The sequence below is a fragment of the Erwinia sorbitola genome (assembly GCF_009738185.1).
Taxonomy (GTDB): Bacteria; Pseudomonadota; Gammaproteobacteria; order Enterobacterales; family Enterobacteriaceae; genus Erwinia; species Erwinia sorbitola.
In genome coordinates this window covers 3,324,690-3,346,536 of record NZ_CP046509.1, presented here as the reverse complement: position 1 = coordinate 3,346,536, position 21,847 = coordinate 3,324,690, and the positions used below count along the sequence as shown (strand labels likewise).

At 54.5% G+C, this 21,847-nt stretch carries 19 protein-coding genes; 12 read left to right on the top strand and 7 right to left on the bottom strand.

The features are described 5' to 3' along the window. Positions 1-32: 32 nt before the first annotated feature. Complete coding sequence (locus GN242_RS15120) at positions 33-1,688, top strand: methyl-accepting chemotaxis protein (protein ID WP_156287766.1); 1,656 nt, start codon at positions 33-35, stop codon at positions 1,686-1,688. A gap of 70 nt (positions 1,689-1,758) precedes the next feature. Here GN242_RS15120 and GN242_RS15115 read toward each other — a convergent pair whose 3' ends face one another. Beyond that, positions 1,759-2,175, bottom strand: coding sequence for an RcnB family protein (locus tag GN242_RS15115; protein WP_156287765.1), 417 nt, complete (start codon positions 2,173-2,175; stop codon positions 1,759-1,761). A 212-nt stretch (positions 2,176-2,387) separates the two neighbouring features. After that, positions 2,388-2,744 (bottom strand): hypothetical protein, encoded by a 357-nt coding sequence (locus GN242_RS15110; RefSeq protein ID WP_156287764.1) that lies wholly within the window; start codon positions 2,742-2,744, stop codon positions 2,388-2,390. Positions 2,745-3,286: 542 nt separating this feature from the next. On the opposite strand from GN242_RS15110, the gene pqqU reads away from it, so the two are divergent. Further along, the gene (gene pqqU / locus GN242_RS15105) at positions 3,287-5,389 is read left to right on the top strand and encodes a TonB-dependent receptor PqqU (protein ID WP_374189835.1); all 2,103 of its coding nucleotides are present in this window, start codon (positions 3,287-3,289) and stop codon (positions 5,387-5,389) included. Positions 5,390-5,545: 156 nt separating this feature from the next. After that, complete coding sequence (locus tag GN242_RS15100) at positions 5,546-7,927, top strand: glucose/quinate/shikimate family membrane-bound PQQ-dependent dehydrogenase (RefSeq protein WP_156287762.1); 2,382 nt, start codon at positions 5,546-5,548, stop codon at positions 7,925-7,927. A 92-nt stretch (positions 7,928-8,019) separates the two neighbouring features. Here the strand turns inward: GN242_RS15100 and GN242_RS15095 are convergent, their stop codons facing one another. Then, entirely contained in the window at positions 8,020-8,484 is a 465-nt protein-coding gene (locus GN242_RS15095) for a PNPOx family protein (protein WP_154752184.1), read from the bottom strand. A 488-nt stretch (positions 8,485-8,972) separates the two neighbouring features. Here GN242_RS15095 and arnB point away from each other — a divergent pair, with 488 nt between their 5' ends. The 9 genes from arnB to fetB are packed head-to-tail and all read left to right on the top strand — an operon-like array spanning position 8,973 to position 17,790. Beyond that, positions 8,973-10,112: a UDP-4-amino-4-deoxy-L-arabinose aminotransferase gene (arnB, locus tag GN242_RS15090; protein ID WP_156287761.1), complete on the top strand. Its 1,140-nt coding sequence runs from the start codon at positions 8,973-8,975 to the stop codon at positions 10,110-10,112. 1 nt (position 10,113) lies between these two features. Continuing rightward, entirely contained in the window at positions 10,114-11,091 is a 978-nt protein-coding gene (gene arnC / locus GN242_RS15085) for an undecaprenyl-phosphate 4-deoxy-4-formamido-L-arabinose transferase (RefSeq protein WP_154752182.1), read from the top strand. Continuing rightward, positions 11,088-13,070: a bifunctional UDP-4-amino-4-deoxy-L-arabinose formyltransferase/UDP-glucuronic acid oxidase ArnA gene (gene arnA / locus GN242_RS15080; RefSeq protein ID WP_156287760.1), complete on the top strand. Its 1,983-nt coding sequence runs from the start codon at positions 11,088-11,090 to the stop codon at positions 13,068-13,070. The genes arnC and arnA overlap by 4 nt, the downstream gene beginning before the upstream one ends. Then, positions 13,067-13,960 carry a 4-deoxy-4-formamido-L-arabinose-phosphoundecaprenol deformylase gene (arnD, locus tag GN242_RS15075; RefSeq protein ID WP_156287759.1) on the top strand — a complete coding sequence of 298 codons (894 nt, stop codon included), beginning with the start codon at positions 13,067-13,069 and terminating at the stop codon, positions 13,958-13,960. Before arnA ends, arnD begins: the two co-directional genes overlap by 4 nt. A gap of 5 nt (positions 13,961-13,965) precedes the next feature. Next, positions 13,966-15,627 carry a lipid IV(A) 4-amino-4-deoxy-L-arabinosyltransferase gene (gene arnT, locus GN242_RS15070; RefSeq protein WP_156287758.1) on the top strand — a complete coding sequence of 554 codons (1,662 nt, stop codon included), beginning with the start codon at positions 13,966-13,968 and terminating at the stop codon, positions 15,625-15,627. Further along, entirely contained in the window at positions 15,624-15,950 is a 327-nt protein-coding gene (gene arnE, locus GN242_RS15065) for a 4-amino-4-deoxy-L-arabinose-phosphoundecaprenol flippase subunit ArnE (RefSeq protein ID WP_154752178.1), read from the top strand. Before arnT ends, arnE begins: the two co-directional genes overlap by 4 nt. Then, positions 15,950-16,333, top strand: a complete 384-nt coding sequence (arnF, locus tag GN242_RS15060; RefSeq protein ID WP_156287757.1) for a 4-amino-4-deoxy-L-arabinose-phosphoundecaprenol flippase subunit ArnF — start codon at positions 15,950-15,952, stop codon at positions 16,331-16,333. Before arnE ends, arnF begins: the two co-directional genes overlap by 1 nt. A gap of 46 nt (positions 16,334-16,379) precedes the next feature. After that, complete coding sequence (fetA, locus tag GN242_RS15055; protein ID WP_156287756.1) at positions 16,380-17,045, top strand: iron efflux ABC transporter ATP-binding subunit FetA; 666 nt, start codon at positions 16,380-16,382, stop codon at positions 17,043-17,045. Further along, positions 17,032-17,790 carry an iron efflux ABC transporter permease subunit FetB gene (gene fetB / locus GN242_RS15050; protein ID WP_154752175.1) on the top strand — a complete coding sequence of 253 codons (759 nt, stop codon included), beginning with the start codon at positions 17,032-17,034 and terminating at the stop codon, positions 17,788-17,790. The genes fetA and fetB overlap by 14 nt, the downstream gene beginning before the upstream one ends. Before the next feature lie 33 nt (positions 17,791-17,823). Here fetB and GN242_RS15045 read toward each other — a convergent pair whose 3' ends face one another. The 4 genes from GN242_RS15045 to GN242_RS15030 all read right to left on the bottom strand — a co-directional run bounded on the left by GN242_RS15045 (position 17,824) and on the right by GN242_RS15030 (position 21,722). Further along, on the bottom strand, positions 17,824-19,167 hold the full coding sequence (locus tag GN242_RS15045) for a carbohydrate porin (protein WP_154752174.1): 1,344 nt from the start codon (positions 19,165-19,167) through the stop codon (positions 17,824-17,826). A 118-nt stretch (positions 19,168-19,285) separates the two neighbouring features. Continuing rightward, positions 19,286-20,629 (bottom strand): carbohydrate porin, encoded by a 1,344-nt coding sequence (locus tag GN242_RS15040; RefSeq protein WP_156287755.1) that lies wholly within the window; start codon positions 20,627-20,629, stop codon positions 19,286-19,288. A gap of 315 nt (positions 20,630-20,944) precedes the next feature. After that, complete coding sequence (locus tag GN242_RS15035; RefSeq protein ID WP_156287754.1) at positions 20,945-21,301, bottom strand: carbohydrate porin; 357 nt, start codon at positions 21,299-21,301, stop codon at positions 20,945-20,947. 166 nt (positions 21,302-21,467) lie between these two features. Beyond that, positions 21,468-21,722, bottom strand: coding sequence for a CsbD family protein (locus GN242_RS15030; RefSeq protein WP_154752171.1), 255 nt, complete (start codon positions 21,720-21,722; stop codon positions 21,468-21,470). Positions 21,723-21,847: the final 125 nt, after the last annotated feature.

Genomic DNA, 21,847 nt, shown 5'->3' with positions numbered 1-21,847 from the left:
GAGTGCATCTGCAAACACATCGGGGATTCCGCATGACCATCACGAAAAGGCTGTTCTTGATTTTCTCCTTACTGGCGCTGTCGTTGATCGCGCTGTCGGCGTATTCCCTCTCAGCAATAAGCGGGTTCCAGTCTCGTTTCGAGTTCGTTCAGGTGAATGCGATCCCCAGTATCAAAGATCTGGATAAAGCCATTAACGCTGCCAGCGAACTGAACCTGGCGCTATATGAACATCAGAGCGAAAATAACAGCAGCAAACAGCCTGCCGTTGAAGCGAAAATTGAGCAGATTATTGGCCAGCTTAAGACGCTGATCGACTACTACCAGACGAATGATATTTCCAGCGATCTGGATCGTAAGATGACCCAGGATGCACTGGACTCCATTTCGGTTATTCAGGCAGCGTTACCGGAGTTTGTTAGTGCTTCCCGCACTCATGATGATGCCAAATCACTGCCATTATTGCAGGGTGAGAACGGGATCGGTTCAGTGGTTCGTAAGCTTTCCGCAGGCCTGAAGGAGCAGATCCAGCTCAATATTGATATCAGCAACGATCTGCGCCGTGAGAATACACAAATCTACAGCAAGGTTTTCTGGGGAATGCTGAGTTTTGCCAGTGCGGCGATTATTGTTCTGGGGCTGCTGGCGATCAAAACCATCTTCAGCGTGCGTAACAGCCTGAACGGTATGCAAAGCTTAATGGTATCGGTAAGCGAGTCTCTGGATCTGACTCAGCAGGCCGATGCATCGCGCAGTGATGAGATTGGTAAAACTGCCGCCGCATTTAACAGTCTGATGGCGCGCGTTTCTGGTGTTCTCGGCTCGGTCACTTCCTCTGCCCAGTCGGTCAGTTCTGCCTCGACTCAGATTGCAGCCGGTAACGAAGATCTCTCCGCTCGAACAGAGGAGCAGGCAGCCTCACTTGAGCAGACATCTGCCAGCATCAGTACGCTGAACGATACGGTAAAACAGAGCGCTGAGAATGCCCGTCAGGCGAGTTCTCTTGCCAGCACTGCTAACGAGCTTTCGGTAAATAGTGGAAATGCCGTGGCTGCGATGGTCGGCACAATGGAAAAAATCAGAACCAGCTCCAGTAAAATTTCTGATATCACCGGGCTGATCGAAGGTATTGCCTTCCAGACCAATATCCTGGCGTTAAACGCGGCGGTAGAAGCCGCCCGCGCCGGGGAGCAGGGGCGTGGCTTTGCTGTTGTTGCCAGCGAAGTGCGTAATCTGGCCCAGCGTTCATCCACTGCCGCCCGTGAGATTAAAGATCTGATCGTGACTTCGGCACAGCTGGTAGAAAGCGGTTCCGTGCAGGCAGCGGACGTGGGGGAAAATATGGCGAAAGTGCAGGGTTCTATTCGTCAGGTGGCCGATATCGTGGGTGAAATGGCGGCAGCCACCTCCGAACAGAGTCAGGGTATCGAGCAGGTGCACCTGGCAATTGGTCAGATGGATACCGTCACTCAGCAGAACGCCGCGCTGGTTGAAGAAGCATCAGCCGCGTCGCAGTCGTTGCAGGAGCAGGCATCCACTCTGAGCCAGCTGGTGTCAGCATTCCGTCTTCAGGCTGACCGCCATCTTCCGGGGGAAACTAACAGAAATAAAGTTCCTGCTATTGCTCCTGCCGCACGTTTAGCGAAGCCTGCGATGGCATCCGTGGATGATAACTGGAGTTCTTTTTAAGTATCAGGCGTGAGGGCCGGGGATGGAAAAAACCGGCCCTGAGGCTATCTGATTCAATCCACAGCTGCCCTTACGGGTGAGCAATCACTGATGCGATCACCCCGGTGGCAACCGCGATCAATACATAATTGCCGTCAACGTTCATCCAGCGATGACCGGATGGCGGCGATTTCAAACCATGTTTTTTCCAGTCATTAACCTGATAACCCTCACCCCGATACTGTTGCGGCAGCGCGTGCCCGCGACGGAACTCAGGCTTCTGCTGATGTTCTGTACGCTGTGCATCACCTGGCTGATGCTGCGAAGTATGCTGTGGCTGCGCGCTGTGACCCTGCGGCTGAGAATTGTGCTGCTGTTTTTGCTGTGAATGTTTTACCGGCTGCTGCGGGCGTTGATCCGGGCCGTTGCCCGGGCCTTCAGCAAAGGCACTCAGACTGCTGCTGGCGAAAATCATGGCCGAAAGGGCAATTGTGGCGATCTTGTTCATCTTGTTATTCCTTGCGATTGAATCAGTGTTCAGACAGGAGGAATGTGGCGTCTGACGAGGGGATCAACAAGGGTAAAAGTCTGAAGTTATTCGGTTTAACGAAATCTTTAACATTGCCTTACGGGATCCTGCGTCACCAGCAGATACGGTGACGCAGCGTGCAAGCCGGACGATCTTTAACTGTGAGTAGCAGCAGTGCTTACCCGCCAGGATTATGGACAGGTAAAGTTAATTACCTGGTCTTTGGGGGCGTTAATAATGGTAAATCGGTGATCGGAAATTCGCTGTGCCAGCCAGCCATCAGGCGTGGTTGCCGAAGGGATATAGAGCTGATGGTCGTTAGAGTGTAATGGCCCGCTGTCGAGCTTGAGGTCGGGCAAGGCAATGGAGAAAGAACTGAAGCGGTCGATAACCATTCCATTAATATTCCCCCTTGGCTCCCCGGTCAGGGTTTGTATCTCTGCGCTGCACTGCTGACCTTCATAGTCGGAAGAACAGGCCGCAAGCAGCAATATCATGGACGCAAGCAGCGCACGGCTCATTGTCTGCGGAGAAGGAAAATATGGCATCAGCCTGAGTCCTGACTTCGGCATAGTACATCCTGTTCGTGAAGTTTTCACATGAGGTGGGATGCGTTTGATTATAGTCCGGCGCGGCAGCGACGTCATTGTGTAGTAATGCCAGTTTTGATAGTTAGTGTTTACTATCTCTATAGATAGCCGGATTCAATAACCCTTCACTTTGTAACGTTAAACTGAATCAATTCAGCTAAATCGTTAACAATAGTTCGCAAGCGAATTAATGAGTGCTACAATCGCCACCGTTTTGTGACATACGTCACACAAGTGCATGCGGGAACGCGTAACTGCCGCACGGAAAAAAGACGTCAGCGCGTAACAGGGAAGAGTTCTTTGGCGAGAAACTGAGCAAATTACTCCGGGGGTTATATACTTCTGGCGGGGTTGCCTGGCGATGCCAAAGCCACTGCACGTCAGGGAATGTCGGGCACTTACCGGGCGGAGCCGGGTAAGACGATTAGCATTTTTTTACTTGTCGAATAATTCCAGTGAATAATAAAACCTCTGCTTACTTTCTGACGCCTCTGTTTTTGATGACGCCAGTGGCCATCAGCTACGCACAAACTTCCTCTGCTACTGCTCAGGGGCAGGAACCCTCCCTGATGGTAATCAAACAACGTAGCGGCCTCTCCGAACTGGATACGCCAGCGGCGGTCAGCGTGGTCGGGGGTGACGATCTGCGACGCTCCAGCCCACAGGTTAATCTTTCAGAAAACCTTGGCAGCGTTCCGGGGCTGCAAATCCAGAACCGTCAGAACTACGCTCAGGATCTGCAACTCTCCGTGCGCGGCTTCGGCAGCCGTTCCATGTACGGCGTGCGCGGCGTCCGGCTCTATGTTGACGGCATTCCCGCCACCATGCCGGATGGGCAGGGCCAGACCTCAAATATTGATATTAACTCTGTGGGCAAAGTAGAAGTGCTGCGCGGTCCTTATTCTGCACTGTATGGCAATGCCTCCGGTGGTGTAGTGAATATTGATACCACCACCGGTAGTCAGCCGACCACGCTGGAAGCGGGTACTTACTTTGGTAGCTATGGCACCTGGCGCAATAGCGTAAAAGCGAGCGGTGCCACCGGCGACGGCACCCGGCAGGGTGATGTGAATTACACTATTTCCGGTTCACGCTTTACCACTCACGGCTTCCGCGACCACAGCGGTACGCAAAAAAGCCTCGGTAACGGCAAGCTGGGCGTGCGCCTTGATGACGTGAGCACTCTGACGCTGATGTTTAACAGCGTGTCCGTAGATGCTAACGATCCCGGTGGTCTGGATGCCTCCGAGTACGAAGCCAACCCGCGACAGTCCCCGCGAGGCGATCAGTACAATACGCGCAAAAGCCTTGATCAGACCCAGGTCGGCCTGCGCTATCAGCGGGAGATGAGTGAGAACGACCAGCTGACGCTGACGACCTGGCACGGCGAACGCCACACCACGCAGTATCAGTCAATTCCCTATGGCCCGCAGCAGCTTGCCACTTATCCTGGCGGTGTGATTGTGCTGGAGCGTAAATATCAGGGGGTAGATACCCGCTGGAAACACGATGGCCAGCTTGGATCCATGCCGGTAACGCTGATCGGCGGCCTTGATTATGAAACCATGACCGAGCGCCGTCAGGGGTTCCAGAACTACAACACCGTGAACGGCGTTAATCAGTTTGGTGAGAAGGGCGATCAGCGGCGCAACGAGAAGAACACGATGTGGAATCTCGATCCCTATCTGCAAACCAGCTGGCAGCTGACGCCAAAGTGGACGCTGGATGCCGGGCTGCGCTACAGCACGGTGAGTTTCGATTCCACCGACTACTATATAACCAGCAGTAATGGCGATGACAGCGGCAGTGCGCGCTATCACAAGCTGTTGCCGATGGGGTCAGTGAACTATGCCGTTACCGATGCATGGAATGTTTACGCTTCTGCCGGGCGCGGTTTTGAAACACCGACCATTAACGAACTCTCCTACCGTTCGACTTCCGGCAGCCAGACTGGCCTGAACCTCGGACTGAAACCCGCCACCAGCGATACCGTTGAGCTGGGCAGTAAAACCCGTATCGGCTATGGCCTGTTGACCGCCGCAGTGTTCCAGACCAATACCGATAATGAGCTGGTTGTTGATAGCAGTACCGGCGGCCGTGCGGTGTATAAAAACGCTGGCGAGACGCGCCGTCGTGGTCTGGAACTGGGCTTCGACCAGCAGTTTGCCATGGACTGGCAGCTGAAGCTGGCCTGGACGCTGCTGGATGCGACATACCGTAATGAAACCTGCAATGCCTCGGGCAGCAGCTGTACTCCTGCGGGCAACCGTCTGCCGGGCATTGCACGAAATATGGGCTACGCTTCACTGGCATGGGCACCGGAAAGCGGCTGGCATGCGGGGGCAGATATTCGCTATATGAGCAATATTCAGGCTAACGATGCCAACGATGCGCAGGCACCGTCTTATGCCGTGACCAGCCTGAATACCGGCTACCGTTTCAACTGGAGCCAGTGGTCGCTGGATCTGTTTGGCCGCGTCGATAATCTGTTTGACCGCCAGTATGTTGGCTCAGTAATCGTCAACGAAGGCAATAACCGCTACTACGAACCGGCCCCGGGCCGTAACTGGGGTGGCGGTGCCACTATGATCTATCAGTTTTAAGTTTTCGCTGCCTTAAATGGCGGCAATGAATCCAGTATTGGCCTGCCGCTGCGCGAGTAAACGCAGGCCAACAACACCGTATGGATAGGCAAGTTCAAAACTAAAAGATTGGGTTAATACTCAATCGACGACTTTAAATTTTGTAAGGTTCAAACTATGCAAAGTAAAGCATCAAGAATACTGATCCTGTTAACAGCAATTTTCGCCACACTGAGTGGCCTTTATCTGTTAATTGGCGGTATCTGGTTGGCTAAACTGGGTGGCTCGCTCTACTACATCATCGCTGGTGTGGTTCTGCTGATTACCGCTTTTCTGCTCTATCGCCGCCGTGGCGCAGCGTTGCTGCTCTACGCGTTATTCCTGCTGGCGACCACTGTCTGGTCGCTATGGGAAGTGGGTTCTGACTTCTGGGCGCTGACTCCGCGTCTGGATGTTACCTTCTTCCTCGGCCTGTGGATGGTGCTGCCATTTATCTGGCGTGGCCTCGGATCAAGCGGCGCCTTCCCACGTGTGGCACTCTCAGCGGTGCTGGCGTTTGTGGTGGTGGTGCTGGCTTACTCGGTGTTTAACGACCCGCAGGAGATCAACGGCACGCTCAGTGCAGATCAGGCAGCTCCGGCACCTGCTGACGACGGTATCCCGGCAGGCGACTGGCCGGCCTATGGTCGTACTCAGGGTGGTACACGCTACTCCCCGCTGAAGCAGGTTAACGACAGCAACGTGGATAAGTTGCAGGAAGCCTGGACTTTCCAGACCGGCGACCTGAAAACGCCTAACGATCCAGGCGAGATCACTAACGAAGTGACCCCGATTAAGATCGGCGATGCTCTGTATCTGTGTACGGCACACCAGAAACTGTTTGCGCTGGACGCAGCTACCGGTAAGCAGAAGTGGATGTTTGATCCGAAAATGAAGACGGATCCGACCTTCCAGCATGTGACCTGCCGTGGTGTTTCTTACTATCAGACGCCGGAAGCCGCAGCTACCCCAGCCGGGACTCAGCCTGCGCTCTGCTCACGTCGCATATTGCTGCCGGTTAACGACGGCAACCTGTATGCGCTGGATGCAGAAACCGGTGCACTGTGCCCGGAATTCGGTGAGAACGGTAAGCTGAACCTGCAAAGCAACCTGCCTTACAACAAAGTGGGTTCTTACGAGCCAACTTCACCGCCAATCGTTACTAACACCACCATTGTAATGGCTGGTGCGGTCACCGATAACTACTCGACTAAAGAGCCGTCCGGTGTGATCCGTGGTTTCGATGTCAACACAGGTAAACTGCTGTGGGCCTTCGATACCGGCGCGAAAGATCCAAATGTGATTGCGGAAGGGGATCAGCACTACACGCCGAACTCGCCGAACTCATGGGCACCAGCTGCTTATGATGCCAAACTGGATCTGGTTTACCTGCCAATTGGTGTTTCAACGCCGGATATCTGGGGTGGTCACCGTACCCCTGAGATGGAGCGTTTCGCCACTGGTATGCTGGCCCTGAACGCCACTACCGGTAAACTGGCCTGGTTCTATCAGACGGTTCACCACGATCTGTGGGATATGGACGTTCCGGCACAGCCAACCCTGGCTGATATCAACGACAAAGACGGTAACAAGGTTCCGGTCATCTATATTCCGACCAAAACCGGTGACATCTTTGTGCTGAACCGTACCAACGGTAAGCCGGTTGTTCCTGCTCCTGAAATGAAAGTTCCGGGTGGTGCAGCGAAGGGCGATCACGTGTCGCCAACGCAGCCGTACTCTGAACTGAGCTTCCGTCCGAAAGCGCAGCTGGCCGGGAAAGATATGTGGGGCGCCACCATCTACGATCAGCTGATCTGTCGGGTGATGTTCCATCAGTTACGTTATGAAGGCCCGTTCACCCCGCCGTCTGAGCAGGGTACTCTGGTGTTCCCGGGTAACCTGGGGATGTTCGAGTGGGGCGGTATTGCCGTGGATACTGACCGTCAGGTTGCGGTAACTAACCCAATGGCGCTGCCGTTTGTTTCCCGTCTGATCCCTCGTGGCCCGGGTAACCCGATTGAGCCGGATGAAAATGATAAAGGCGGCACCGGTACTGAGTCTGGCGTACAGCCACAGTACGGCCTGCCGTACGGCGTAACGCTGAATCCGTTCCTTTCTCCGCTGGGCTTCCCGTGCAAGCAGCCTTCATGGGGCTATATCTCTGCGGTTGATCTGAAGACTAACGATATCGTGTGGAAAAAACGTATCGGCACCGTGCGCGACAGCTCACCGGTTCCGCTGCCGTTCAAAATGGGTATGCCAATGCTGGGCGCACCTATTACCACTGCCGGTAACGTGTTCTTTATTGCGGCAACTGCCGATAACTATCTGCGTGCGTTCAACGTTTCTAACGGCAAACAGCTGTGGGAAGCGCGTCTGCCAGCAGGTGGTCAGGCAACGCCAATGACGTATGAAGTGAATGGCAAACAGTACGTTCTGATTGTAGCCGGTGGTCACGGTTCGTTTGGTACCAGGCTGGGCGATTACGTGAAAGCGTATGCGCTGCCAGACAGCAAATAAGCAGTGCCGGGGCATAGTTGCTCAGGTAATACTGTTGCGGTCAGGTTAGCCTGATCAGGAAGCAAAAGGGCGACTTCACAGTCGCCCTTTTTTTATGCCAGCGCTTTCAGCGCCATGATTTGCTGGCGCCAGCGTGCCAGCGCTGCTGTTTCATCTTTCAGAGTGAAGGTTAAGCCGCTGGTGACCGTGGCATAAGGTGCGCGATGAGCGATCACCTGCTTCACCTCCGCATGGAATACTGCCAGCGACAGATCCGTCAGGGTCTCTTCACGGGGAGTTGCCTGCGCCTGAATCTCCATAACCGCACCATCCAGAACCAGCGCGAGGGTGATTTTACCGTTACGGCGCAGATTACCCGTGGTGGTTGACTGCGGCCAGATGGCAAACAGCAGCTCATTCGCTGAACGGGCAATAATCTCACCTAAACTAAGCTGTGCCGCATAGGGCCAGCCGTTTTCCCCAATGCTTGCAAGGCGAATAGCCTGATGCAGATGGCTGGCAGGCAGCGAACCGTCAAGCAGTGCCAGCAGATTGTCAGGCAGGGTGGTTTGGCTCATATCAGATTCCTTCTGGCTAAAAAAGGTCAGTTTAACCCGTGATGAGACTAACTCACACCATCACTTTCCCGCCTGCTGGCTTTCAGCATCATCTGTTGCATTAAACATGTTTTGCTACAAAACAGTGAAGTTTATTTTATATTTACGGTTTTTCTTAATACGAATTTTTGGCAACAACTTTTATAGCTAAACCTTTCTTCAACCGTCCTGATTTAATCTGCCCCCAACTAATATTTCTTAATCTTCCCCTAAGTATTTTCATCTATGCTTCGTGTATGAGGTGCTTTTAACTTCTTTTTGCATGTTTTTAGCGCAACACTTAATTGTTTTTGTCTGTTTTTTATCCTGTGACGGGAAGCGGAGGTATATCACCTGAAGGGCAATATGTGGCAGTTCGCAGTTCGCATTTCAAGTTCAGAGGTCAGAATACCAGCGTCCACCGTTCTGATTATCCATCTGTGGTGTTAATTGTTTAATGGAATTTATTAATGTCTGAATTTTTGCCTTTCTCACGTCCGGCAATGGGAGCGGACGAGCTGGATGCAGTGGCTGAAGTGCTGCGCTCAGGTTGGATCACCACCGGCCCCAAAAGTCAGCAGCTTGAACAGGCTTTTTGCCAGCTAACCGGAAACCGTTACGGGATTGCCGTCTGTTCGGCAACGGCGGGGATGCATGTCACCCTGATGGCGCTGGGCATTCAGCCCGGCGATGAGGTGATCACCCCGTCGCTGACCTGGGTTTCAACGCTGAATATGATTGTTCTGCTGGGAGCAACCCCGGTGATGATCGATGTTGACCGCGATACGCTGATGGTGACGCCTGAACTGATTGAAGCGGCCATCACCCCGCGAACCAAAGCCATTATTCCAGTGCATTACGCCGGTGCGCCCGCTGATATTGATGCTATTCGCGCAGTGGGCGAGCGGCGGGGTATTGCGGTCATTGAAGATGCCGCTCATGCGGCGGGTACTTACTATCGCGGGCACCATATTGGCAATCGTGGTACGGCGATCTTCTCTTTCCACGCGATTAAAAATATGAGCTGTGCCGAGGGCGGGCTGGTGGTTACCGATGATGCCGGGCTGGCCGAACGCATACAGCGCCTGAAATTTCACGGCCTCGGTGTGGATGCGTTCGATCGCCATACTCAGGGGCGGGCACCGCAGGCGGAAGTTATCTCCCCCGGTTTTAAATACAATCTGGCCGATATTAATGCGGCGATCGCACTGGTGCAGCTGGATAAGCTGGCGGCGAACAACGCCCGGCGTGAGCAGATCGCGCTGCGTTACCTTAACGAACTGGCTGATACTCCGTTACGGCCTCTCGCGCTGCCAGCCTGGCCCCATCAGCACGCCTGGCATCTGTTTATCCTGCGCGTAGATGCCGCGCGCTGCGGCCTGAGCCGTAACGAACTGATGCAGGCGCTGAAAGAGCAGGGGATCGGCAGCGGGCTGCACTTCCGTGCGGCACACACGCAGAAGTATTACCGCGAATGCTTCCCGCATCTCTCTTTACCGCATACCGAATGGAACTCAGATCGTATCTGCTCAATTCCGCTGTTCCCGGGGATGACCGATGACGATTGCGACCGCGTGATTACCGCTCTGCGCACGCTGGTGGGTAAATAATATGACAGATCAACCACTCAACAAAATCTCAGTAGTGATCCCGGTGTACAACGAGCAGGAAAGCCTGCCGGAGCTGATGCGCCGCACCGATGCCGCCTGCGCACAGCTGGGCATCGACTATGAAATTCTGCTGGTAGATGACGGCAGCAGCGACGCCTCCGCTGAAATAATGACTGCCGCCGCAGAAGCCCCGGACAGCCATATTGTCGCGGTGCTGTTGAATCGAAATTACGGTCAGCATTCAGCGATTATGGCCGGTTTCAGCCATATCAGCGGCGATCTGGTGATCACTCTTGATGCCGATTTGCAAAACCCTCCGGAAGAGATCGTCAATCTGGTTGAAACCGCCCGGCAGGGCTATGACGTGGTAGGGACTGTGCGTCAGAACCGCCAGGATAGCTGGTTCCGCAAGCGCGCCTCGCGCCTGATCAATCATCTGATTCAGCGCACCACGGGCAAAGCGATGGGTGACTACGGCTGCATGCTGCGTGCCTATCGCCGTCATATTGTCGATGCGATGCTCAACTGTCATGAGCGCAGCACTTTTATCCCTATTCTGGCAAACACCTTTGCCCGTCGGGCGACGGAGATCCCGGTGCTGCACGCCGAGCGTGAATTTGGCGACTCTAAATACAGCCTGATGCGTCTGATCAACCTGATGTATGACCTGATTACCTGCCTGACTACCACGCCGCTGCGTCTGTTAAGCGTCTTTGGCAGCGTGATTGCGCTGGCCGGTTTTGCTATTTCCCTGCTGTTGATTGCGCTGCGTCTCTTCCTCGGCCCGCAGTGGGCAGCGGAAGGGGTATTTATGCTGTTTGCCGTGCTGTTTATTTTTATCGGCGCGCAGTTCGTTGGTATGGGGCTGCTTGGCGAGTATATCGGGCGCATTTATAACGATGTGCGCGCCCGTCCCCGTTATTTTATTCAGCGCGTTGTCAGCCACGACGCCAACACCACACAGGATAAATCATCATGAAAGCCGTCGTTTTTGCCTACCATGATATGGGCTGCACCGGGATCCGTGCTCTGGCTGAAGCAGGTTTTGATATCTGCGCGATATTCACTCATGCGGATAATCCGGCTGAGAATCACTTCTTTGGATCGGTGGCGCGGGTGGCCGCGCAGCTTGGGGTGCCGGTTTACGCTCCTGAAGATGTTAACCATCCGCTGTGGGTTGATCGCATCCGTGATATGAAGCCGGAGATGATCTTCTCCTTCCACTATCGTCAGATGCTGAATGACGAGATCCTCGCCTGCGCATCGGCGGGGGCCTTTAATCTGCATGCCTCGTTGCTGCCGAAATATCGCGGCCGCGCACCGTTAAACTGGGTGCTGGTGAACGGTGAGGAGGAGACCGGCGTAACGCTGCACCGTATGGTGAAACGTGCCGATGCCGGAGCAATTATTGCCCGCCAGTCGGTAGCTATAGCGGCAGATGATAATGCGCTGACCCTCCATTACAAAGTTTGTGAAAGTGCGCAACAGCTGCTGGCGCAGAGTTTGCCGCAGCTGAAAAGTGGAGATTTTTCTGAACAGCCGCAGGATGAAAGCCAGGCAAGCTATGTCGGGCGGCGCACGCCGGAAGATGGACGTATTAACTGGCAGCAGCCGGTACAGCGCATCCATAACCTGGTTCGTGCGGTCACCGATCCGTGGCCGGGGGCATTTAGCTATGCCGGTGGCGCACGCTTTATTATCTGGCAGTCGCGGATGCATTACGACCTTCAGCCAGCGAAGCCGGGTACGGTGCTCTCTGTTGCGCCCTTTATCGTTGCCTGCGTTGACGGCGCGCTGGAAGTGGTGACCGGGCAAAGCGACAGCGGCGTATATATGCAGGGCAGCCAGCTGGCACAAACGCTGGGTCTGGTGGCCGGAGCATTGCTGCACAGTCTGCCAGCGGTAGCGGCAAAACGCCGTACCCGCGTGCTGATTCTTGGCGTAAACGGTTTTATTGGTAATCATCTGACCGAGCGCCTGCTGGCCGACGATAATTTCGAGATTTATGGCCTGGATATTGGCTCCGATGCCATCAGCCGCTTTGTCGGTCATCAGCGCTTTCATTTTGTCGAAGGGGATATCAGCATTCACTCAGAGTGGATCGAATATCACATTAAAAAGTGTGATGTCGTGCTGCCGCTGGTGGCGATTGCCACGCCGATTGAATATACCCGCAATCCGCTGCGCGTATTTGAGCTGGATTTCGAAGAGAACCTGAAGATTATCCGCGACTGCGTAAAGTACAAAAAACGCATTATCTTCCCTTCCACTTCCGAAGTGTATGGCATGAGCACCGACGCTACGTTCGACGAAGATCACTCAAACCTGGTGGTCGGGCCGATTAATAAACAGCGCTGGATCTACTCGGTATCAAAACAGCTGCTGGATCGGGTTATCTGGGCCTATGGCGAAAAAGAGGGGCTGCATTTTACCCTGTTCCGGCCATTTAACTGGATGGGGCCGCGGCTGGATAATCTTAATGCGGCACGTATCGGCAGTTCACGCGCTATCACGCAGCTGATCCTTAATCTGGTAGAGGGATCGCCGATCAAACTGATCGACGGTGGGCGACAGAAACGCTGCTTTACCGATATCAGTGACGGCATTGAAGCGCTGTTCCTGATTATCGAAAACAAGCAGCAGAACTGCGATGGCCAGATTATTAATATCGGTAACCCGGATAACGAAGCCAGTATTAAAGAGCTGGCTGAACAGCTGCTGGCGAGCTTTGAACGCCATCCGCTGCGCCACCGCTTCCCGCCGTTTGCCGGGTTCCGTGAGGTGGAAAGCAGCAGCTATTACGGCAAGGGATATCAGGATGTGGAGCATCGTAAACCGTCGATACGCAATGCTAAACGCCTGTTGAACTGGCAGCCGGAAGTGGCAATGAACTACACCATTGACGCGACGCTGGACTTCTTTCTGCAAACCGTCGAGCCAGGCGAGAACGCCGAATGATTAATGCGGGTTTGCGTATCGATGTTGATACCTGGCGCGGCACCCGTGACGGGGTGCCGCGCCTGCTCTCCATTCTGGAACGCCATCACATCCGCGCCAGTTTTTTCTTCAGCGTCGGGCCGGACAATATGGGCCGACATTTATGGCGTCTGCTGAAACCGCGTTTCCTCTGGAAAATGCTGCGCTCCAATGCTGCTTCGCTGTATGGCTGGGACATTCTGCTGGCGGGTACGGCCTGGCCTGGACGGCGTATCAGTGAAGGGCTGGCGGATGTGATCCGTGCGGCTGGTCAGCAGCATGAAATCGGCCTGCATGCCTGGGATCATTTCGCCTGGCAAACCTGGGCGGGAGTGTGGCCCGCAGAGAAGCTAAGTGAACAGATTAGTCTTGGCCTGGAGGCGTTAACTGAGATCACCGGCCAGCCGGTGGCCTGTTCTGCGGTAGCGGGCTGGCGTGCGGATGGTCGGGTGATTGCCGCCAAACAACCTTATGATTTTCGCTATAACAGCGACTGCCGTGGCCATACCCCATTCCGGCCCCTGCTTCCGGACGGACAGCCGGGTACCGTACAGATCCCGGTCACACTGCCGACATGGGATGAGGTGGTCGGGACTCAGGTCACCCGCGCCAGCTATAACGCGTTTATTCTCGATGAGATCCTGCGTCAGCAGGGGGTTCCGGTTTACACCATTCATGCGGAAGCGGAAGGGATTGTGCTGGCAGAGATGTTTGATGCGTTACTGACGGAGGCGCGTCAGCGCGGTATCCATTTTTGTCCGCTAAGTGAGCTGCTGCCGCAGGATGTTACGCAGCTGCCGACGGGCAAAGTCATTCGGGGTAGTCTCCCCGGCAGAGAAGGCTGGCTGGGATGCCAGCAGTCAACAGAGTGATACGGATGAAATACAGCCGTTATATATGGTTACTGCCCCTGTTGTATACGCTCTATTACCTGATCCCGCTTGAGTTCCGTGCGCTGTGGCAGCCGGATGAAGTGCGCTATGCGGAGATCAGCCGTGAAATGCTCGGCAGTGGAAACTGGGTGGTGCCGCATTTTCTTGGCCTGCGCTATTTTGAGAAGCCGATAGCAGGGTACTGGATTAATAACATCAGCCAGTGGATCTTTGGCGGCACAAATTTCGCCGTGCGATTTGGTTCGGTGTTCTCTGTCACGCTCAGTGCGCTGCTGATTTACTGGCTGGCGCTGCGGCTGTGGCATCAGCGAGCTACCGCTTTGCACTCTGCGGTGATCTTCCTCACCTGTCTGCTGGTTTACAGCATCGGCACCTATGCGGTACTGGATCCGATGATTACGCTGTGGTTAACGGCGGCGATGTGCAGTTTCTGGCTGGTGGGCGAGGGGGGAAGCCTGCGGCAGAGAGCGGCAGGCTGGCTGCTGCTGGGGCTGGCCTGCGGAATGGGTTTTATGACCAAAGGTTTTCTGGCGCTGGCGGTACCGGTGATTGCGATTGTCCCATGGATGGTGTGGCAGCGCAGGCTGAAAGAGCTGTTACTGTTTGGTCCACTGGCGTTGTTGAGTGCCGTAGCGATCTCGGCACCCTGGTCAATCAGCATCGCTTTTCATGAGCCTGACTTCTGGAACTATTTCTTTTGGGTGGAGCATATTCAGCGTTTCGCTGAGAGTGATGCCCAGCATAAGGCACCGTTCTGGTACTACCTGCCGGTGCTGATTGCCGGAGCCTTGCCGTGGCTTGGGCTGTTGCCAGGTGCATTACGCCGCGCATGGCGTGAACGTCAGGCCAGCGCAGGAACGGCCTATTTACTGGGATGGGTGGTGATGCCACTGCTATTTTTCAGCGTGGCAAAAGGCAAGCTGCCGACCTATATCCTGCCCTGTTTCGCCCCGCTGGCAATGCTGCTGGCCCATCATGCGCTGGCGCTCTCCGCCGCAGGGAGGCGCGGACTGAAAGCTAACGGGGTAATCAATCTGGTGGTGGGAGGCGTGCTGCTGCTGGTGATGATGGTTGTGCTGGCACCGTGGAGTCTGGTCAGGCATCCGGTTTATGCTTCGCATGAGGTGAGTAAAGTGCTGCTGGGGGCCAGTGCCTTTCTGTTCTGGGCGCTGGTGGGGTGGTTGAGCATGCGGGGTGGAGCAAAATACTGGCGGCTGGCGGCGCTGTGTCCACTCGGTCTGGCGCTGGTGATTGGTGTCGCTATTCCCGATAAGGTGATTTACTCCAAGCAGCCACAGCCGTTTATTTCCAGCGTCAGCGCGGAGTTACAGCAGAGTCGCTTTGTGCTGGCAAACAGTATTGGCACGGCATCGGCGCTGGCCTGGGCGCTGAAACGCAGCGATATCGTGCTGCTGGATCAGTCCGGCGAGCTGGCCTATGGCTTAAGCTATCCTGACGCGGCCAGTCGCCTGATATCCACCGAGGATTTTACCCGGTGGCTGAGTCAGCGGCGGCGGCAGGGTAATATCTCGCTGGTGATGAAACTCTCAGATGCCAGCGGAGAGATTGATGCGCGTATCCCCGCGCCGGATCGCCTTGAAAAGCGCGGGCGAATGTTGCTGTATTTCTATCGCCAGCAGCCATGAACACGCTATTCATTGTGCTGGCAAGCCTGTTGAGCTGTGGCGGGCAGCTGTGCCAGAAACAGGCTACCGTGCGCAGCGATGATCGCCGCCATCTGCTGGTATGGCTGGCGGCGAGCGTGCTGCTGCTGGCGATGGCGATGCTGGTGTGGCTGCGGGTGCTGCAAGCGGTGCCGGTGGGGGTAGCTTATCCGATGCTGAGTCTTAACTTTATTTTTGTTTCTCTTGCCGCCCGCTGGCTGTGGCGTGAAGCGATTCCCTGGCGTCATGGCCTGGGGATTGTGCTGATTGTCGCCGGAGTGGCGGTGATGGGGAGCTATACCTGATGGGCCTGCTCTTTGCTTTTTGCAGCGTGCTGCTGGTCAGTGCTGCACAGCTGCTGCTGCGCTGGGCGATGATGCAGCTTCCCCCCATCGGCCAGGCAGGGCACTTTATTTCGGTGGTTTTAAGTGGGCCATTACCCGCCATGGCACTGCTTGGCGGGCTGCTGGCTTATGTGCTGTCGATGCTGTTCTGGCTGCTGGCATTAAAGCGCATGCCGTTAAGCCGCGCTTATCCCCTGTTAAGCCTGAGCTATCTGCTGGTGTGGACGGCGGCACTGTGGCTGCCGGGACTGAATGAAACCTTTCTCTGGGGCAAGCTGGGCGGGGGGGCGCTGATCCTGTCCGGGCTGCTGTTAATCTTCTGGCCGCAGCAAAAGGCACGTTGAAAGTGTTACTATTGCGCTATCGAAATTACCGCGAGTTTAGAAAGACATGGGCGATTTATCCCCTCTCTTGCAGGTCAGAGAGGTTATTTTTGTGCGTGAGGGGAAAACCCTGCTCGCACCGGTCTCTTTTGACCTTCATCAGGGCGAATTTCTCTGGCTGACGGGGCCATCCGGCGCGGGTAAGAGCACGCTGCTCAAGATTATCGCCTCGCTGCTTGAGCCGTCCGGCGGCGAAGTACGGTTCAAAGGCCAGCCGATTAATGAACTGACACCGGAAGCTTATCGTCAGCGGGTCTCCTACGTATTTCAGACGCCGCAGCTGTTTGGCCGCACGGTATATGACAACCTCTCCCTGCCTTATCAAATCCGTCAGCAGCCGGTTAATCGCCAGCATCTTGCCGCTGAATTGCAGCGCGTTGGTTTGTCGCCAGATATGCTCGATAAGCCCGTGGATCAGCTCTCCGGCGGGGAGAAACAGCGCGTGGCGTTGCTACGGAATCTTCAGTTCCCTCCGGATATTTTGTTGCTGGATGAGATCAGCAGCGCGCTGGATGAAGCCAATAAGCAGAAGGTGCAGCAGTTAATCGATCGGCTGGTAGCCACCGGTACGGCGGCGATCTGGATCAGCCATGACAGCGTTGAGATGGATGATGGCAGGCGGCGAATCACGCTGTTGCCCGGCGGACAGGAGAGCCAGCATGAATCAGCATAATATTACCAACGAATCCCTCGCACTGGCGCTGGTGCTGGTGGTTATCGCGCTGCTGGTCAGCGGAAAAGAGCGGCTGGGGCTGGAAAAAGATATTATCTGGAGCGTGGCGCGAGCGATTGTTCAGCTGGTCATTGTTGGCTATGTACTCAAGTATATCTTCGATCTGAATAACCGCTGGCTGACGGTGCTGATGGTGCTGTTTATCTGCGTGAATGCTGCGCTGAATGCGAAAAAACGCAGTCGCGCTATCGATCGGGGTTTTGTGATTTCGTTTATTGCTATTACCTCCGGCACCACGCTGACGTTAACCATTCTGCTGCTCAGTGGCGCAATTGAGTTTATGCCAATGCAGGTGATCCCGATTTCCGGGATGATTGCCGGAAACGCGATGGTGGCGGTGGGGCTGTGCTTCAGCAATCTGAATCAGCGTTTTAGTGATAATCGCCAGAAGGTGGAAGAGATGCTCAGTCTCGGAGCCAGTGCCAGGCTTGCATCCGCTTCAATAGTGCGCGACAGCATCCGTGCGGCGATGATCCCGACGGTTGATGCGGCAAAAACGGTTGGGCTGGTCAGCTTGCCGGGTATGATGTCCGGTCTGATATTTGCCGGGATCGATCCGGTGCAGGCGATTAAGTATCAGATTATGGTGACCTTTATGCTGCTTGGCACCGCCAGCCTGTCGACCATTGTTGCCGGCTACCTGGCGGCGCGGCGTTTTTATACTGCACGGGTGCAGCTGAAATAGCAGGGCGGCTGAAATTGTGCGCCCTGGCTCAGATCAGAAAGTGACATCGGCGCTGAGGCCGCCAACAAACGCGTTTCTTACCTGGCTGACAGCACCGGGTGAGACGACGTATTGCAGGTTAGGCCGCACATTCAGCCAGTTGGTAAGGTGGGCGTTGTAATACAGCTCGAAATCATATTCGGAACCGTGCTGTATTGGCTGATAGCCCGGGTTGCGGTAGTCGCTGATACCGCTCTCACCATTCATCGTGCGCTGCATCTGGCTGTAGCTTTTGTTCACGTGAATACGCGCGGCACCCAGCCCGACCTCATCTTGCGCTCGCGACGCCGTCGGCCCTTTCCAGGTCATGGCAATGGACTGGTAGTTATCCATTTTCGAGGTCTGATGATCGTTCATGATCCCCTGCAAGGTAATACCAAGCCCGCGCTGGTTATCTCCACCGGTGGCTGTAAGCTGCTGTTGTAACAGCACATAGCCGCCGTAGGCGCGGTTTTTATCATGGTAGCCGCCGTTATGATAGCTGGAGTAGTTGTCACCGCTGACGGAGGAGTACCAGGCACCAAGAAGATACCTGCCCGGCAGTTTGTCCGGCCCGAAAACGGGCTTCCAGCCCAGTTCAACAGGCACCATGTTGCCGAGAGTGGGGCTGGTATCCAGGCGGAAACCATTTCCTGTTTCGTAGTTGCCCGGCGTCTGATTGTAGAAGCCAACTTGCAGATAGATTTCCGGGGTGAAATTAAACTTCACGCGGCCGCCCCACTGCGATATAGGCCAGGTGTACCAGCGATCGCTGCGCCAGTTGCCCGGCTGGCCCCCGCCAAAAGCAAGGTTCTGAAAACTCCCGTCGGTGCTGTCAAAATCCTCGTCACTGGTAACACGGCCCGCTTTGACTTCAATAAGATGGTTAAAGAAGCCTTTATTGATCCAGAACTGGGTCATACGCCAGGTCTGACCGCTACCCCAGATCTCCTCCACCGATGACAGGCCGCCGGTGCGCGGATCATTAATGTGCTCGCTCAGATCGCGACCGTTGCGGTCGGTGATACTTAACTGGAACTGCGTGTCATCCCAGTTGAGGAGTTTCTCCAGATCGAGAGTGGTGCCAAATGTCCACTGGTCGGTATAACGCGCGGTGGTTGAAGAGTGATAACCACCGGCGAGATTAGCGGCAGACTCCATGCTGTAATTGATCTGGAAGTCGATCCCGTCATCTTTTAATTTGCTGCGATAACCTCCCCAGTCGCCAAGGAGGTAATCTGAGTCAGCGCTCAGAGGGCGCATATCTGCCAGGGCCGGAACAGAAGCCCATAGCAGTGCACTGCTGTATATCGCGATGGCATGTTTACTCGTCCACTGAAAAACGCCACGTTTTTTCATTGTTCTCCCCTTCTCATTGATATCTCCTGCTGGTGATTGACCGCTATTGGTATTCAGGATGACCTTAAGCAAAGTGAGGATGCCGGCGACGGGTATGCACAGATCATCCCGACTCAGGTCAGAAGTTTATATTGGCGCTCAGGCCGCCGATAAAGGCGTTTCTTACCTGGCTGACGGCACCCGGTGAGACAACGTATTGCAGATTAGGCCGCAGATTCAGCCAGTTGGTGACATGCGCGTTGTAATAAAGCTCAAAGTTATATTCGGAACCGCGCTGTATCGGCAGGTAGCCAGGATTATTGTAATCACTGATACCGTGCTCATGATTGGCAGTGCGCTGCATCTGGCCATAGCTTTTGTTGACGTGAATACGAGAGGCACCCAGACCGATCTCATCCTGAGAACGTGATTCCGTTGGCCCTTTCCAGGTCATGGCTATTGCCTGATAGTTATCCATTTTTGAGGTCTGATGATCGTTCATAACGGCTTGCAGTTTTAAATCGAGGCCGCGTTTGTTATCTCCGCCGGTCGCCGTGAGTTGCTGTTCTAACAGCAGCCAGCCGCCGTAAGCATGGTTCTTATCGTGGTAGCCGCCATCATGGTAGCTGGAGTAGTTATCACCGTGGACTGAGGAGTAGAAAGCACCGATGCGGTAATTGCCCGGCAGTTTGTCCGGCCCGAAAGCGGGTTGCCAGACCAGTTCAGCGGGCACCAGGTTGCCCAGGGTTGGGCTGGTATCCAGACGGAAACCATTGCTGGTATTGTAGTTGCCGGGAGACTGGTTATAGAAGCCGACCTGAAGGAAGACCTCTGGCGTAAAATTAATTTTCAGGCGGCCGCCCCACTGGGCAACAGGCCAGTTAAACCAGCGATCGCCGCGCATGTTGCCCGGCTGGCCGCTGCCTAATGAAAGGTTCTGGAATTTGTTATCGGTAGTGTCGAAGTCTTCACCGGTGGTGAGACGCCCCGCTTTGATCTCAACCAGGTGATTAAACAGCCCTTTATTTACCCAAAATTGGGTTAAACGCCAGGTCTGACCGCGCCCCCACACTTCCTCTAATGACGACAGACCGCCGGTGCGCGGGTCATTGATATAGGGGGTCAGGTCGCGGCCGCTACGGCTGGTAATCGTGAACTGGAACTGGGTGTCATCCCAGTTGAGGAGTTTTTCCAGGTCGAGGGTGGTACCAAATGCCCACTGGTCGGTATAGCGGGCGGTGGTCGAGGAGTGATAGCCACCAGCGAGGTTAGCGGCTGATTCCATGGTGTAGTTGACCTGGAAGTCGACCCCGTCATCTTTTAATTTGCTGCGATAGCCTCCCCAGTCACCAAACAGATAATCCGAATCGACGCTAAATGGGCGCATATCCGCCAATACTGGCGCTGAAACCCATAGCAGTGCGCTGCTGCACACCAGGATGGCATGTGTACTCGTCCGCTGAAAAAGGCCATTTCTTTTCATTTTTCTCTCCTTAGGCGATCAATCTACACTTGCTCCTGGGGTGCTGGTTTCTGTGGGGAGACGATGTGAGGATTGCTCGAGGTAAAAATGCACAATGCTTATCGTCGGCTACCGAAAACTGTTCCCGACGAGCTATGACATCATGTGAGTGAATAGCGGAGAGTATATTTTTGTGCTGAATTTAATTAGCAAGCTAATTGAATTGTATAAAAATAACGGCAGGGATGACCAAATATGTCTGAGTGAGATAACCATCCGCCTGGGTTCCATCTGGTTGAAAATACCCGCTTCGAATTGAAACGGGTGTCAGTAGTTTCAGAAGTTAATGCCTGCGCTCAATCCGCCAACAAAGGGATGTGAACTGTCGCTGACCGAGCCAGGCTTGGTTGTTTTTTGGACGTTCGGTCGCAAAATCAGATGGGGCGTTAAACGGTAGTTGTAGTAAAGATTGTAATTAAACCCTTCGCCCCGCATCAGCGGCTGCGGTTCATTGTTTTGATACTCCTCAGGGATCGCGATGGTTTGCGAATCAAAGGTAATAACATTATTCGGCGCGACGGTCGGGGAGTGGGCGAGCAGTTGCCGGGAAGTGGCAGAGGAGCTGGTGGCCATTAACAGTGCGGCGATGCCGACGGCATACGCGCATACGTTCAGATGTGATTTTCTTTCCATGAGTTCACCTTGTGCTGCAATTAACCTTTTGGAGTCACTTTATGACTCTTTCAGTAAATCACATCGAGGCGTGTGCGTTTCACTGTTTAATGCGCAGGTAAAATATTCGGAAAATCAGGCATAAAAAAACGCCCGCAAGGGGCGTTGAGAGAGTGCTCTGGCAGGATTAACGGCGGCCGAAAATTTTGGCGGCCAGGAATCCAACACCAGCGGCAATCGCCAGTGATACCAGGGGAGAATCCTGGGTTTTGCTTTTCACGCAGTCCAGCGCATCATCCACGGCGTAAGAGGCTCTTGCTGCCTGCTGACGCACTTTACCTTTGAATTCATGCTCCGGCGAGTCTACGGCTTTACCAAACTCTTCCTGACCTTTGCCGACGGCTTCTTGCGCTTTATCGTTAGCTTTATCAAACAGACTCATTGTGCCTCCTTTTTGATGGCATGATTTCCTGAAACGACTTTAAGCGTAGACCATGCAGGAGGAATTACCGGAGATGATATGTGTGAAAATGTTTAAAAGCCGCTCAGTTACTGACAAAAAAGAGG

What these genes read in the sequence shown, in the direction of transcription:
- arnE (WP_154752178.1), top strand. Translation starts at nt 15,624, where the DNA reads ATGAACACGCTATTCATTGTGCTGGCAAGCCTGTTGAGCTGTGGCGGG.
- GN242_RS15030 (WP_154752171.1), bottom strand. Translation starts at nt 21,722, where the DNA reads ATGAGTCTGTTTGATAAAGCTAACGATAAAGCGCAAGAAGCCGTCGGC.
- GN242_RS15115 (WP_156287765.1), bottom strand. Translation starts at nt 2,175, where the DNA reads ATGAACAAGATCGCCACAATTGCCCTTTCGGCCATGATTTTCGCCAGC.
- arnF (WP_156287757.1), top strand. Translation starts at nt 15,950, where the DNA reads ATGGGCCTGCTCTTTGCTTTTTGCAGCGTGCTGCTGGTCAGTGCTGCA.
- GN242_RS15035 (WP_156287754.1), bottom strand. Translation starts at nt 21,301, where the DNA reads ATGGAAAGAAAATCACATCTGAACGTATGCGCGTATGCCGTCGGCATC.
- arnT (WP_156287758.1), top strand. Translation starts at nt 13,966, where the DNA reads ATGAAATACAGCCGTTATATATGGTTACTGCCCCTGTTGTATACGCTC.
- GN242_RS15110 (WP_156287764.1), bottom strand. Translation starts at nt 2,744, where the DNA reads ATGCCATATTTTCCTTCTCCGCAGACAATGAGCCGTGCGCTGCTTGCG.
- GN242_RS15120 (WP_156287766.1), top strand. Translation starts at nt 33, where the DNA reads ATGACCATCACGAAAAGGCTGTTCTTGATTTTCTCCTTACTGGCGCTG.
- arnD (WP_156287759.1), top strand. Translation starts at nt 13,067, where the DNA reads ATGATTAATGCGGGTTTGCGTATCGATGTTGATACCTGGCGCGGCACC.
- fetB (WP_154752175.1), top strand. Translation starts at nt 17,032, where the DNA reads ATGAATCAGCATAATATTACCAACGAATCCCTCGCACTGGCGCTGGTG.
- pqqU (WP_374189835.1), top strand. Translation starts at nt 3,287, where the DNA reads ATGACGCCAGTGGCCATCAGCTACGCACAAACTTCCTCTGCTACTGCT.
- arnC (WP_154752182.1), top strand. Translation starts at nt 10,114, where the DNA reads ATGACAGATCAACCACTCAACAAAATCTCAGTAGTGATCCCGGTGTAC.
- GN242_RS15095 (WP_154752184.1), bottom strand. Translation starts at nt 8,484, where the DNA reads ATGAGCCAAACCACCCTGCCTGACAATCTGCTGGCACTGCTTGACGGT.
- arnB (WP_156287761.1), top strand. Translation starts at nt 8,973, where the DNA reads ATGTCTGAATTTTTGCCTTTCTCACGTCCGGCAATGGGAGCGGACGAG.
- arnA (WP_156287760.1), top strand. Translation starts at nt 11,088, where the DNA reads ATGAAAGCCGTCGTTTTTGCCTACCATGATATGGGCTGCACCGGGATC.
- GN242_RS15100 (WP_156287762.1), top strand. Translation starts at nt 5,546, where the DNA reads ATGCAAAGTAAAGCATCAAGAATACTGATCCTGTTAACAGCAATTTTC.
- GN242_RS15045 (WP_154752174.1), bottom strand. Translation starts at nt 19,167, where the DNA reads ATGAAAAAACGTGGCGTTTTTCAGTGGACGAGTAAACATGCCATCGCG.
- GN242_RS15040 (WP_156287755.1), bottom strand. Translation starts at nt 20,629, where the DNA reads ATGAAAAGAAATGGCCTTTTTCAGCGGACGAGTACACATGCCATCCTG.
- fetA (WP_156287756.1), top strand. Translation starts at nt 16,380, where the DNA reads ATGGGCGATTTATCCCCTCTCTTGCAGGTCAGAGAGGTTATTTTTGTG.